Here is a 13,403-nt window from a genome sequence, read left to right as displayed (position 1 = left end):
TCAACCAGAAATATTTAATTACCTGATCGTTCGGGCATTTTTTGCCCTTTTTGAACAGTTTTAGCGCCTTTGGCCGTTTCCTGCCTCAAATCAGTGGAAACCTCACCTTGCGGCGCAAGTGACTCACAGGTTGGCGTGGTGGGTCAAATCGCCCCAGGCTGCCTTCATGTACTGGAACATCGACCAGAAGGTGAGCACGGTAGCGACATAGAGCATCACATAGGCGAGCCACACCATCCAGACGTTGTATTGCCAGATAAGGCCGGTGAGCGACACCATCTGGATCATGGTCTTCCACTTGCCAATCCAGCTGACCGCCACCGAGGAGCGTTTGCCGAGCTCGGCCATCCACTCACGCAGAGCGGAGATGATGATCTCGCGGCCAATCATGGTCATGGCGGGGATGGTCACCCAGATGGTGTTGTAGTGCTCGACGATAACCACCAGTGCGGCGGCAACCATGATCTTGTCGGCAACCGGGTCAAGGAAGGCGCCAAAGGCGGTGGACTGATTGAGCTTGCGGGCCAGATAGCCATCAAACCAGTCGGTGGCAGCGGCCAGAATAAAGATGATGGCAGCAGCCAGATAGGACCATTGATAAGGCAGATAGAACAGGATGACGAAGACGGGAATGAGCAAAATCCGGAAAAACGTCAACAGGTTAGGTATGTTTGTCATTATTTTCAGCCACTTCTTGTACGTCGCTACATAGTGCGCCAAAGCCGATTTGCGATGCAACCGCACTGGCGCCCGTCTTGGTCTTTTTAATCCATCAATCTTCTCAAAATGCGAGGGCCATTATGGCATTTACGGCCCCCCCGCGTCACGGCTCTTGTGCATCAAGGAGTTAGCGATTTTGCCATGCTGCTAACCCTGCTCAGGCGCTGTGCAAGCCATCGTGGATGGTCTGGGCCAGCTCCTGACTGATGCCGGGTACCTTGGCCAGTTCATCCACGCTCGCCTTTTTGACCTCCTGCAGGCCGCCCAGATATTTGAGCAGCGCCTGCCGCCGCTTTGGCCCCACCCCCGGAATATCCTCCAGACTGCTGCTGGTGCGGGCCTTGGCCCGTCTGGCCCGGTGGCCGGTAATGGCAAAACGGTGGGATTCATCGCGAATATGCTGAATAAGGTGCAAAGCGGGCATATCTGCCGGCAAATGCAACTCTTCGTGACTCTCCCCCATGATGAGAGTTTCCAACCCCGCCTTGCGGGTGACCCCCTTGGCAATCCCCACCAGCAGCGGATATTTACCGCCGAGAAACTCCAGCTGACGGGCCAGGATCTCCTCGGCGCGACGCAACTGGCCGAGGCCACCGTCGATAAACAGCACGTCCGGCACCTTATCGGGCTCCTGCTGCTTGCCAAAGCGGCGCTCCAGCGCCTGCTCCATCGCCGCGTAGTCATCACCGCCGGTGATGCCGTCGATATTGAAACGACGATATTCCGATGAGAGCGGCCCCTCCCGGTTGAACACCACGCAAGAGGCCACCGTGCGCTCCCCCATGGTGTGGGAGATATCGAAACACTCCATGCGGGCGATTGGGCGCTCCAGCTCCAGCAGCTCTTCCAGCTGGTCGTAGCGAGCAGTCATGGTGCTCTTGTGAGCCAGCCGTGATCGCAGTGCCGTCTCTGCGTTGATGGAGGCGAGCTTGATAAAGCGGGCCCGTTCGGCGCGGGTACGGCTCACCACCCGCACCTTGTAGCCTGCGGTCTGGCTCAGAGTCTCGGCGATGACGCTCTCGTCCTCAAGGGCCACATCGAGCAGCACCTCGCTCGGGATCTGCCGCCCCCCCTGCCCCGACAGATAGAACTGCAGCAAGAAGGATTGCACCACCTCATCGAGCGGGGTGTCAGCAGGCACTTTCGGGAAGTAGCTGCGCGATCCGAGCACCTTGCCCTGACGGATAAAGAGCACGTGGATGCAGGCTGCGCCTTGCTCGAAGGCGACCCCCACCACATCCAGCTCGTCCAGCACGTTGCCGCTCACCGACTGCTGTTCGGTAACCCGGCGCAGCGCCAGGATCTGATCACGATAGCGGGCCGCCTCTTCAAAGCGCAGATCGCCGCTGGCGGACTCCATCTTGCCCACCAGCTCGCCAATCACCTGCTGGTTCTTGCCCGCCAAAAATAACTTGGCCAGCTCCACCTGCTGGGCATATTCGGCTTCGCTCACCAACCCGGGCACGCAAGGACCGGCGCAGCGCTTGAGCTGATAGAGCAGGCAGGGACGGGTGCGGTTGACATAGACCGCATCCTCGCACTGGCGCACCGGAAAAATCTTCTGCATCAGATGCAAACTCTCGCGCACCGCGCCGCCAGAGGGGTACGGGCCGAAGTACTCTCCTTTGATCTTGCGGGCACCGCGATGCACGCCGATGCGTGGATGCTGGTGCGCGGTGATGATGATCCAGGGGTAGGATTTGTCGTCTCGCAGCAGCACGTTGTAACGGGGTTGGTACTGCTTGATCAGGTTGTGCTCGAGGATCAGCGCCTCGGTCTCGGTGTGAGTGACGGTGACCTGGATATCGGCGATCTGGCGCACCAGGGTGCGGGTCTTGATGCTGTCGACGTTGGTGCGAAAGTAGGAGGCGAGCCGCTTTTTCAGATCCTTGGCCTTGCCCACGTAGATCACGGTGCCACCGCTGTCATACATGCGGTAGACGCCACTTTGATGGGTGACGGCGCTCAGAAACGCCTTGCTGTCGAAGAGAGGTTCGGGAGAGAAGGTCATCAGCTACTCGGCTCACACAAAGGCAAAAATTGACGGGCAGAGCATACTGCCCCCGCCGCCTGAAAAGCAAAAGGGCAGAAAAGCAAAAAGGCGGCACGCGCCGCCTTTGTGACCACACGCCACCCGATTAGAGGGTATCGGCATCCAGCATGCCATAGCGAATGGCCAGATGGGTCAGTTCCACGTCACCGTTGATCCCCAGCTTGCTGAACAGACGATAGCGGTAGCTGTTGACCGTCTTCGGGCTCAGGTTGAGCTGCTCGGAGATATCGGTCACCTTCTGCCCCTTGGTGATCATCATCATGATCTGCAGCTCGCGCTCGGAGAGGGACTTGAAGGGATTCTCGTCAGCGGAGGCAAATTGGCTGAGGGCCATCTGCTGGGCAATCTCCGGGGAGATGTAGCGCTGACCGGAGTGCACCAGCCGGATCGCCTGGATCATCTCGTCAGGGGCAGCCCCCTTGGTCAGGTAACCGGCGGCGCCGGCCTGCATCACCTTGGTGGGGAACGGATTTTCTGAATGAATTGTCAGCACTATGATGCGCACATCGGGGCGGATCCGCAGAATTTTGCGGGTCGCTTCCAGACCACCAATACCCGGCATGTTCATGTCCATCAGGATCACGTCCGGATGGTGTTGGCGACAGAACGTAACTGCTGTCTCGCCGCTCTGTGCCTCACCCACCACCTTGATCCCGCGCACATCTTCAAGAATGCGTCTTATCCCTGTACGCACCAGCTCATGATCATCGACCAGGAATACATTTATCACCCAAACACCCCGTTTTATCTCGTTTTAGCCGCCCGGTTAGGGTTAACAGGGCGTCTTGCATCATAACCAAACTCGTCGCTTTGGCAAACCATGCACGCCAAAAGTTTGAGAAAACCCATGTTTAGCGTTTAAAATCAAATAATTATATAAAAATTCAAAACAAAAAACGGTGTCTTGCGACACCGTTCTTCATGACGTTAGTGCTGTAGCCATCACTTGGCCAAAAAGGCCAGCACCTTCTCCAGATCGGCCTGGGTATCCACCCCGACCGGCGGCGCTTCAAGGGCCTGGGCGACGTGGATCTTCTCCCCATACCAGAGCACCCGCAGTTGCTCCAGTGCCTCGACCTGCTCCAGCACGCTCGGTGCCCAGTCCACATAACGCAGGATAAAGCCGGCGCGGTAGGCATAGATGCCGATATGACGCTGGTAATGATCGCCAATCTGCTCGTGGCTCTTGGCAAAGCGATCCCGATCCCAGGGAATGCTGGCGCGACTGAAGTAGAGGGCGTAGCCATCCTTGTCAGTCACCACTTTCACTGCGTTCGGATTGAACGCCTCTTCGGCATCCTTGATCGGCACCGACAGGGTCGCCATCGGCGCCGTGGCGGCGGCCAGATTATCCGCTACCTGACGAATGATGGCGGGCGGAATGAGCGGCTCATCCCCCTGCACATTGACGATGATGGTATCGGCGGCAAAGCCGTAGTGACGGCACACCTCGGCCAGACGCTCGGTGCCGGACTGGTGATCCGGTGAGGTCATGCACACCTCGACGCCGGTGCTCAGCAGTGCCTGCTGTACCCGGGCATCGTCAGTGGCGACGATCACTCGATCGGCACCTGATTGCAGGGCTTTTTCCACCACGTGCTGCACCATGGGCTTGCCATGAATATCCGCCAGCGGCTTGCCCGGCAGCCGGGTTGACGCATAGCGGGCAGGAATGACGACGACGAAACTCATGACGGCAGCTCATCGCTGTTGAGCGGACGGGCACGGTTCTCCAGTAGTACCGGGATCCCCTCCTCCAGCGGATAGGCCAGCTTGTCGAAGCGGCAGACCAGTTCATGAACTGCTTTGTTGTAGTGCAACTTACCCTTGCAGACCGGGCAGGCGATGATGTCGAGCAACTTGATGTCCAAAGCCAAAACGATACTCCTTCAACGATGTCGCGCTGGCGGCTTCATCACGCCAGCGATGGATGTCGAGCAACCAGCTATTCCATGCGGGGCATATTCCCCCCCTGCTCCCCCGCCGAGGCGAGAGAGATTAATCTTGTGCCTTGGTTACGCCTTGCGCCTTTCCACTCGTGTTCAGCTTGTGCAACAAGGTATCGAGCAAGGAGGCGGGCAACTCGGCGCTGACCGGCAGATACCACCAGTTATCGAGGGCAAACGGGCGGCACTTGACCGCATCCTTCTCGGTCATCAGCAGCGGCTTGCTGGCAAAGCGCCCCACCAGCTCATCCCGATCGAAGGGGTGATGATCGCCGTAGGCGGCCTGCTGATCCAGCTGATAGCCGAGCCCTTCCAGGGTGGCAAAGAAGCGGGGCGGATGACCAATCCCCGCAAGCGCATCAACCGGCCCCGACAAGGGGGCGGCCAGCGGGGCATCGTCGCGCACCCGGCGCGGGGTGTCGGCAACCAGTTGCATGGGGTACTCCCCCTTGCCCGGCTCGCCGCCGTTGCAGATGATGGCGTCCACCCGTTTGAGACGAGTGACCGGCTCGCGCAGCGGCCCCATCGGCAGCAGGCAGGCGTTGCCGAAACGGCGCGCTCCGTCCACCACCACCAGCTCGATGTCGCGGGCCAGCGCATAGTGCTGCAGACCATCGTCGGTGATGATGATATCCACCTCACCGCTCTGCTCCAGCAGTCGTACCGCGTCGGCCCGTTTCGGGGCAACCACCACCGGGCAGCCGCAGCGCCGGGCAATCAGCACCGGCTCATCTCCGGCCTGCGCCGTAGTGCTGGTCTCATCCAGCCGATAGGGGTAATGGGGCGCCTTGCCACCATAACCACGGCTCACCACCCCTGGGCGATAGCCGCGGGCTTGCAACTGCTCCACCAGCCAGACCACCACCGGCGTCTTGCCGTTGCCCCCCACCGAAATATTGCCCACCACGATCACCGGCAAGGAGGCGCGATACCCCCTGCGCCAGCCGTGACGATAGGCGTAGCGGCGGCTGCCGCTGATAACGGCGAACAGCAGGGCAAAGGGGGCCAGCAACCAGCGCCAGCCACTTTTGCGATACCAGAGCCGTTCCAGCATCAGGCCTTGCTTCCCGCGTTGCCAAACTGAATGGCGCGCAGTTGGGCATAGGTGCCGCGCTGCTCCATCAGTGCTGCGTGGTTACCGCGCTCGACGATGTGCCCTTCGTCGATCACCAGGATCTCGTCCGCCTTCTCGATGGTGGAGAGACGGTGAGCAATCACCAGCGAGGTACGGGCCTTGCAAAGCTCGTCGATAGCCGCCTGAATGTGGCGCTCGGACTCGGTATCGAGGGCCGAGGTGGCCTCATCCAGCAGCAGAACCGGCGCATCGCGCAACAGAGCGCGGGCGATGGCCACACGCTGGCGCTGACCACCGGAGAGGGATGCACCGTTTTCGCCAACCACAGTGTCATACCCGTTGCTCATCTTGCTGACAAACTCGTCGGCGTGAGCGATACGGGCGGCCTGCACGATCTGGTCGCGGCTGTATTTGTCTTCTGCGGCGTAGGCGATGTTGTTGGCCACCGAGTCATTGAACAGGTGGACATGCTGGGAGACCAGCGCGTACTGCTTGCGCAGCTCGCTCAACTTGTATTCGCGGATGTTGATGCCGTCCAGCAGGATCTCGCCCTGATCGATGTCGTAGAAACGGGTCAACAGGCTGGCAATGGTACTCTTGCCAGAACCGGAACGGCCCACCAGCGCCACCGATTTACCCGCCTCCACCTTGAAGCTGACGTTGTGCAGCGCCGGGGTGTCCTTGGTCGGGTAGGTGAAGGTGACGTTGCGAAACTCGATCTTGCCGCGGGCACGCTCCAGAGTACGGGTGCCGGTATCCTGCTCCGGCTCGGTGTCGAGCAGGCCAAACAGGCTGTGGCAGGCGGTGATGGCGCGCTGGAACTGGTTGTTGACGTCGGTCAGGCTTTTCAGCGGCTTGAGCAGCATCATCATGGAGGTGATCATGACGGTAAACGTACCGGCAGTCAGGGTTGATTTGACGCTGTCAATGGTCGCGACGTAGAGGAAGGCCGCCAGCGCGATGGAGGCCACCATCTGCACCACTGGACTGCCGATGGCATCGGCGGCGACCATCTTCATGGTCTGCTGGCGCATATTGTTGCTGACCTGGAAGAAGCGTTTCTCTTCCACCTTCTGGCCACCAAACATCAGCACCTCTTTGTGCCCTTTGAGCATCTGCTCGGTGGATGTGGTGATATCCCCCACCGCCTGCTGAATGTGACGGCTGATCTGGCGGAAACGACGGCTGATAAGTCCGATGATGACACCTACCAGCGGGCCAACCACCAGGAAAATCACCGACAGCTGCCAGGAGTGCCAGAACATCAGGCCGAGCAGACCGACCACGGTCGCCCCTTCCCGCACCAGGGTCACTAGCGTGGTGCTCGCCGCCGAGGAGACCTGACTGGCGTCATAGGTCACCTTGGAGAGCAGATGACCGGTGTTCTGACGGTCGAAGAAGCTCATCGGCATCGCCACCATGTGATTGAACACCTGCTGTTGCAGACGCATCACGACGTGGTTGCCGACCCAGGCCATGCAGTAGTTGGAGAGAAAGTTGGCGACACCGCGCAGGGCCACGATGCCGAGTACGAAGAAGGGCATCCATTTCAAAACGGTGCTGTCGTTGCCATTGATGCCCTGATCGATCAACGGCTTGATGGAGTAGACAAAGGTGGTATCCACGGCGGCGTAGCCCAGCATCCCGATGATGCCACCGACCAGGCCCAGCTTGCGATCACGGACATAACCGAGCAGGCGTTTGAATACTGGCCAGCTCTCTTGTGAGGTTTCTTGTTGCATGAATAGCCGTTAGTAATGGAAATGACGGGCTATTCTAGCCAAAGCGCAGGCTTACACCAAGCGCCGCCACCTATATCGCATTCCTACACGGCAGAAATGGCCGATTATTGCTCAAACCAGACTCGCGGTCGCCACCACTCGCCACTGCGTCGGTACCAGGGCCCCACATCTCGCTCGGCAGTGACGCTCAAGCCCGCTGCGGTGGGTTCGACCAGCATCGCCCCTTGCTGACCGGTGATCCACTGGCGGGCATCCCGATAGCGGGCCACCACATCGGGACGGGGAAAGCCCCACTGATTCATAAAACCGGCACTGTGGATCACCTCCTTTGCCGCTACCGCCGCAACAAACGGGGGCGTGGAGGAGGTGCGACTGCCATGATGGGGGCTCACCAGCAAGGTGCTGGCCAACCCCTCCCCCTCCAGCGCCACCAGCCGCTGCTCGGCCTGCCGCTCGATATCGGCACTGAGCAGCACGCTGCGCTGCCCATCGCTGATACGCACCACGCAGCCATCGTTATTGCGCCCGCCACCGGGGCGCTCGGGCCAGAGCACTGCAAACGAGAGCCCCTGCCAGCGCCACTGTTGCCCACGCTGGCAGAGCGTTGTTCCCCCACTGAAGGGGTAAGAGGAAAGCTCGTGACGCACCGGCATGGCGCTGAGCAGTCGCTTGCGATTGCCGGCATGGTCCCGATCCTTATGACTGATGATGAGGCGATCGATGACCCGGATCCCCAGATGGCTCAGCTGGGGCAGGATCACCGCGTCCGCCATGTTGTAGCCTCCGGGATAACGATCGCCGGTGTCATAGAGGATGGCACGCTCCCCCTTGCTGATCAGCACCGCCAGCCCCTGCCCCACATCCAGCACCCGCAGTTGCCAGCGGGCAGGTGTTGGCCAGAGCGCCAACAACAGCGCACACAGACCCGGTAGCAACAGCCAGCGTGCCGGGCGCCACTTTGCGGCGAACCAGATCAGCAACAGCAGGGTGCAAAGCGGCAGCCACCAGCCGGGCAGTGGCCACCACAGTTGCAGTTGATCGGCTAGCCAGTTCAGGATCGTCAGCACCCACCCGAGCCCCAGATCCGCCAGCCAGAACAGACCGTAGGCGAGCGAGGTGAAGAGCGGCGCAAGCAGCACACCGATCAGGGCCAGCGGAATGATAGCGATACAAAAGAGCGGCACCGCCAACAGGTTGATCACCATGGCAAGGGGCGCTATCCCCTCGAACAACGCCAGCTGCAGCGGCAGTAGACCGAGCAGCAGCCAGAGCTGGATCTGCCACAGTCCCGGCTTGTCGTGGAGATATCCCACCAGCAGCAAGATGGCCACCGCCAGAAACGAGAGCCAGAAGCCGGCCGAATAGAGTGCGAAGGGATCCCAGAGGGTCAGCACAACAAAGGCCCACAGCCAGATGCGCCAGGCCGGCCACTCTCGCCGACTCCAGCGCAACACACTCCACACCAGCACCATGATCAGGGCCCGCTCGGTGGCTACCGCAAACCCTGCCAACGCGCTGTAGACGGCGGCAAACAGCAGGGAGGTGATGATGGCGCCGCGCAGACCAAACAACCTGCCCAACCACCACCCGAGCACTGCCACCAGCGCGATGTGTTGCCCTGAAATGGCGATGATATGGGTCAAACCACTGCCACGAAACAGCTCCCACTGGGCATCCGTGATGCCGCTCTGCTCGCCAAAAGTGAGCGCAGCCAGCAAGGGAGCATGGTCAAGCGGACGCCAACTCTCGGTCGCCGCGCCCAACCAGCGTTCGCGCCACCCCACAGGTGCTTGTTGAATGTCGATCACCCGACGCAGATTGCCGGTGGCGGTGATCCCCTTGCCCAGCAGCAGACGCCGCCCATCCAGCCCCGCCTCGTTGGCAAGACCGTGAGCCGGTTTCAACGAGGTCACCAGGGTGATCCGGCTGCCTACCGTCATAGCGGGTAATGCCTGATAGGCATTGACCCGGATCAGGGGCTCAGGTGTCACCGGTTGCTCGTCGAGGGTGCTCACCCGCAGCAGCAGCCGGACAAATTTATCCCCCTCGGGCTCTGCACTTTGCAGCTCTGCGGTTATCATGTGGCTCGTCTGATCGCCCAACCGCTCCAACCAGGCCAGCCGATAGGCAAGATTGGCCTGCATCCAGAGGATGCCGAGCAGGAGAAACAGCCACCGCCAGGTACGGCAATATGCAAGGGGGATCAGCAGGGACAGCAACAGGCCCCCCCATGCAAGTGAAGGTAACCATGGCCAGAGCAGTGAGGAGCTTGCCCCCAGGGCAAACGACAACAGACGCAGATCCATGGAGCAAGTATTTAGCAAGGTTTCAATATGCCCAAACGACTCATTAAACGCTGGATGCCCGATCAGCAAACCCTGAAAGAACACAAGCACCTGCGGCTGTTCGGCAAACTGCTGCTCGATGCCAACCTCTGGCACCTCAACCGCCGCTCGGCCGCCGGGGCATTTGCGGTGGGCCTCTTCATGGCCTGGGTGCCGCTCCCCTGCCAGATGCTGTTGGCCGCCGGTGGCGCCATCCTGTGCCGGGTCAATCTGCCACTCTCGGTGGCGCTGGTCTGGCTCTCCAACCCCTTTACCATGCCGCCCCTGCTCTATGGCGCCTATCTGGTGGGTTGCCAGCTCATGGGACATTCCGCGCAGCAGATAGAGATTGAATTCACCTGGGAGTGGCTGGTCTCGGTACTGGGCACAGTGGCACCACCGCTGTTGCTGGGCTCGCTGATCCTGGCCCTGCTCAGTTCCCTTATCGGCTACACCCTGATCCGCACCTTCTGGCGGATCAGCACGGTGCGCCAGTGGCAAAAACGCAAGATGGCCCGCCCATGCTGAGTCGCTGGTTTGCCCGCTTCAAGCTCGATCCCGATACCCTGCGCCAGCAGAAGTGGTTTGCCCTGTTTGGTGAGCGACTGCTTGCCCCAGCCCTCTGGCAAGGGGGAACACGCGCCCTGAGCGGCGCGGTAGCAGCCGGGATCTTCGCCTGCTGGTTCCCCATCCCGATGCATTCGCTCATCGCAGTCGGTCTGGCGCTGGCATTCAGCCTCAACCTGCCACTGGCGCTGCTGGCGGTCTGGTTCAACAATCCGCTGACCCTGCCGTTCATGTATCTCTACGCCTATCGCACCGGCTGTCTGGTGCTGCACCAGACGCCGGAGCCCTTCCACCTCAGCTGGACCCTCCACTGGCTGGAGCAGGAGGCTGCCACTCTGGTGCCTCCCTTCCTGCTCGGCAGCCTGCTGCTGGCGGTACTCACCGCCCTGAGCGGCGGCGCCCTGACCGCGCTGCTGTTGCAACTGCGCAAGCTGTGGCAAGGTGCCCGCCACCACTGAGCCGCCCTTACCCTTGTTTGGCGATCAGCCGTTGGCGATCAAAAAAGCCCGTCACCAAGGTGACGGGCTTTTTCATGGCATAGAACCAGAGCGCAAGGTGATGCGATTACAGCACCTTGGCGATCGCCTCGCACAGAGGAACGATATTGGCGCGGGTAATACCGGCTACGCTGATCCGGCCGGAGCCGACGATGTAGATGGCAAATTCGCTCTTGAGGCGCTCCACCTGATCCTTGGTGAGGCCGGAGAAGGAGAACATGCCGTTCTGCTCGCGGATAAAGCTGAAATCCTGGCTCACGCCGAGGGCAGCCAACTTCTCTACCAGCAGTTCGCGCATCTCGCGAATACGCACCCGCATAGCGGCCACTTCTTCGACCCACTCGGCATAGAGAGCCGGATCGCTCACCACGGCGGTGACCACAGCGGCACCGTGTGACGGCGGGTTGGAGTAGTTGGCACGGATCACTGTCTTGACCTGAGTGAAGGCCACATCGGCGATCTCTTTGGTCGCGCTCACCAGCGTGAAGGCGCCGACCCGCTCGTTGTAGAGGCCGAAGTTCTTGGAGAAAGAGCTCGCCACCAGCAGCTCGTCATGGCACTCGGCGAAGATGCGCAGGCCTTCGGCATCCTCTTCAATACCACGGGCAAAACCCTGATAGGCGAAGTCAAACAGCGGCAACCAGCCGGCGGCAGCACTCTGCTTGGCCAGCGCGCGCCACTGATCGCTAGTGGGATCGATACCGGTCGGGTTGTGGCAGCAGCCGTGCAGCAGCACCAGCTCACCCGGCTGCACTTCGGCCAGCGAGGCCTGCATGGCAGCAAAGTCGAGCCCCTTGGTGGCGGCGTCGTAGTACTTGTACCACTTGACGGTCAGACCGGCGGCCTGGAACACGCTGACGTGGTTGGCCCAGGTGGGATCGGAGATCCAGATGGTCTTGGCCAGACCGTTGCGCACCACAAATTCGGCCGCGATACGCAGGGCGCCGGTGCCGCCCGGCGCTTGCGCGGTCTTGGCGCGGCCACTGGCAACCAGCGCAGAATGCTGCCCGAACAGCAGTTGCTGCACGATGCGGCCATATTCGATATTGCCTTCAATACCGAGGTAGTTCTTGGTCTTCTCGTCGGTCAGCAGCTTCTGCTCGGCTTTCTTGACGCAGTGAAGAATGGGGGTGGCACCGGACTCGTCCTTGTAGATCCCTACGCCCAGATTGATCTTGTGGCTGCGAGAGTCAGCGCGGAAGGCTTCGGTCAGGCCCAGGATCGGATCCGCTGGGGCGGCAACAACCTTTTCAAACATGGTATTCCCTGTATTCCGTTGAGTTCGTTGGGTGGCAAAGCGGCTTGATAAACAAAAGCGCTCATCTGGCGAGCGCTTCGTCAACTCTTTATATCACCGCGTTCAATGAGGGAAAACCGCTTTTTGGCTCGCTTTCAGACCAATTTCAACCAACGGCATGCCACGCTGGCGCCAGTGCGCACACCTCGGCCGACAAGCCACCATTGGACTCAACCAAACCGCTACAAACTGCTAACAATGACTTGGGGATCCGGCTCGGTTCCCAGGGCCGGGCCTCAGTCAAAGGTTGGGCATACGCACTGAGGATGGGGGCCAGATCACGAGGCAGCCACCAGCTGGCCGGACGACCCAAGCGCTGGGCCAGCGCCTGCAGCCGATCAACCCCGGCAGGGTCGAGGGCGGTGAGATGACTCCACAACACATTGGGGGGCAAGGCGGCCACCACCTGCTGTAAGGCTAGAGGAGCCGATGGGGGTGCCCACACCAGCAAGGTGCCGGGTTCAAGAGGCAGCTCGGCAAAGGCGCCGACGCTATCGGTGGTGATCACCCGCTCGATACTCCCCTCCCCCCACAGGATCTTGCCAAGACCCGCCAGGGTGCGCTCGGGTAGGGCCACCTCCCCCAGCGCCTGCAACCAGGGGGCTGCGTCGATCAGGGTGCCGCCACTGAAAAAGAGGCTGAACGGCTGGGCGGCGCGCAAGCGCAACAGCTGATCGGCACAGAGCCGGATCCCCTTGTCCTCGAAATCGATCTGCTCGTTGGGGGTGAAGTTCACCTCTGACTTGCGATAGAGCGCCGCCAGCACCCGTTCGTTGACCTGCTCCCCCAATTGCCAGCCCTGAGCATGCAACCACTCCTCTGGCTCGGGGGGAGCGGTGGCGATCTCGGCCAGCATCAGCTCGCGGGTGAGATAGCGCCGCCCGGCCGGGGTGAGCTCATAGCTGTGGCTGCCATGGGCGAGCAGCAGCTGGTTATCCTTGAGCAAGCCCACCAGCGGTTGCCACTGGCGGCCACGGATCACCACTGGTGAGTGGCTCAGCAACTGCTGCGCCAGTGCCCGCCATTCGGGGTGACTAAAGTCGATCAATTACAATCCATCCCTGTCAGTGCTCAATCGGATAAACAGCCTGAAAAGGTACCGTTACAGGCCGATGACGCCAAGCCTTCCGCGCCAATTACGTGACCTCGCTCCCTGCAATTTTCCCCAGACAGAAGAGCCCA

The 13,403-nt window shown here is 60.8% G+C and carries 12 protein-coding genes; 2 read left to right on the top strand and 10 right to left on the bottom strand.

Annotated features, from left to right (window positions below):
• Nucleotides 1–123 precede the first annotated feature (123 nt).
• From pgsA to AB5Z05_RS15595, 8 genes are all read right to left on the bottom strand, one after another.
• Complete coding sequence (gene pgsA, locus AB5Z05_RS15630) at nucleotides 124–678, bottom strand: CDP-diacylglycerol--glycerol-3-phosphate 3-phosphatidyltransferase (RefSeq protein ID WP_031227442.1); 555 nt, start codon at nucleotides 676–678, stop codon at nucleotides 124–126.
• A 199-nt stretch (nucleotides 679–877) separates the two neighbouring features.
• Nucleotides 878–2,731, bottom strand: a complete 1,854-nt coding sequence (gene uvrC, locus AB5Z05_RS15625) for an excinuclease ABC subunit UvrC (RefSeq protein WP_368152135.1) — start codon at nucleotides 2,729–2,731, stop codon at nucleotides 878–880.
• Between the two features lie 127 nt (nucleotides 2,732–2,858).
• Nucleotides 2,859–3,503: a UvrY/SirA/GacA family response regulator transcription factor gene (gene uvrY / locus AB5Z05_RS15620; RefSeq protein WP_005337448.1), complete on the bottom strand. Its 645-nt coding sequence runs from the start codon at nucleotides 3,501–3,503 to the stop codon at nucleotides 2,859–2,861.
• Nucleotides 3,504–3,715: 212 nt separating this feature from the next.
• Nucleotides 3,716–4,465 carry a 3-deoxy-manno-octulosonate cytidylyltransferase gene (kdsB, locus tag AB5Z05_RS15615; RefSeq protein ID WP_368152134.1) on the bottom strand — a complete coding sequence of 250 codons (750 nt, stop codon included), beginning with the start codon at nucleotides 4,463–4,465 and terminating at the stop codon, nucleotides 3,716–3,718.
• Nucleotides 4,462–4,650: a Trm112 family protein gene (locus AB5Z05_RS15610; protein ID WP_005347033.1), complete on the bottom strand. Its 189-nt coding sequence runs from the start codon at nucleotides 4,648–4,650 to the stop codon at nucleotides 4,462–4,464. The genes kdsB and AB5Z05_RS15610 overlap by 4 nt, the downstream gene beginning before the upstream one ends.
• A gap of 121 nt (nucleotides 4,651–4,771) precedes the next feature.
• Complete coding sequence (gene lpxK, locus AB5Z05_RS15605; protein WP_368152132.1) at nucleotides 4,772–5,773, bottom strand: tetraacyldisaccharide 4'-kinase; 1,002 nt, start codon at nucleotides 5,771–5,773, stop codon at nucleotides 4,772–4,774.
• Nucleotides 5,773–7,536, bottom strand: coding sequence for a lipid A ABC transporter ATP-binding protein/permease MsbA (msbA, locus tag AB5Z05_RS15600; protein WP_368152131.1), 1,764 nt, complete (start codon nucleotides 7,534–7,536; stop codon nucleotides 5,773–5,775). Before msbA ends, lpxK begins: the two co-directional genes overlap by 1 nt.
• 104 nt (nucleotides 7,537–7,640) lie before the next feature.
• Nucleotides 7,641–9,842: a DNA internalization-related competence protein ComEC/Rec2 gene (locus AB5Z05_RS15595; protein ID WP_368152129.1), complete on the bottom strand. Its 2,202-nt coding sequence runs from the start codon at nucleotides 9,840–9,842 to the stop codon at nucleotides 7,641–7,643.
• A gap of 27 nt (nucleotides 9,843–9,869) precedes the next feature.
• Here AB5Z05_RS15595 and AB5Z05_RS15590 point away from each other — a divergent pair, with 27 nt between their 5' ends.
• Nucleotides 9,870–10,388 carry a DUF2062 domain-containing protein gene (locus AB5Z05_RS15590; protein ID WP_005347037.1) on the top strand — a complete coding sequence of 173 codons (519 nt, stop codon included), beginning with the start codon at nucleotides 9,870–9,872 and terminating at the stop codon, nucleotides 10,386–10,388.
• Nucleotides 10,382–10,885 carry a DUF2062 domain-containing protein gene (locus tag AB5Z05_RS15585; RefSeq protein WP_042081972.1) on the top strand — a complete coding sequence of 168 codons (504 nt, stop codon included), beginning with the start codon at nucleotides 10,382–10,384 and terminating at the stop codon, nucleotides 10,883–10,885. Before AB5Z05_RS15590 ends, AB5Z05_RS15585 begins: the two co-directional genes overlap by 7 nt.
• Before the next feature lie 106 nt (nucleotides 10,886–10,991).
• Here AB5Z05_RS15585 and AB5Z05_RS15580 read toward each other — a convergent pair whose 3' ends face one another.
• Together AB5Z05_RS15580 and AB5Z05_RS15575 are read right to left on the bottom strand one after the other, a co-directional pair.
• Nucleotides 10,992–12,182: an amino acid aminotransferase gene (locus tag AB5Z05_RS15580; protein WP_368152127.1), complete on the bottom strand. Its 1,191-nt coding sequence runs from the start codon at nucleotides 12,180–12,182 to the stop codon at nucleotides 10,992–10,994.
• Nucleotides 12,183–12,327: 145 nt separating this feature from the next.
• A complete protein-coding gene (locus AB5Z05_RS15575) occupies nucleotides 12,328–13,269 on the bottom strand; it encodes a hypothetical protein (protein ID WP_005347040.1) in 942 nt (313 codons plus the stop codon).
• Between the last annotated feature and the right edge of the window lie 134 nt (nucleotides 13,270–13,403).

The organism is Aeromonas sp. R2-4 (genome assembly GCF_040908365.1).
Classification (GTDB): Bacteria; Pseudomonadota; Gammaproteobacteria; order Enterobacterales; family Aeromonadaceae; genus Aeromonas; species Aeromonas veronii.
The sequence above is the reverse complement of the archived record's forward strand: the minus strand, read 5'-3'. Positions and strand labels throughout refer to the sequence as shown.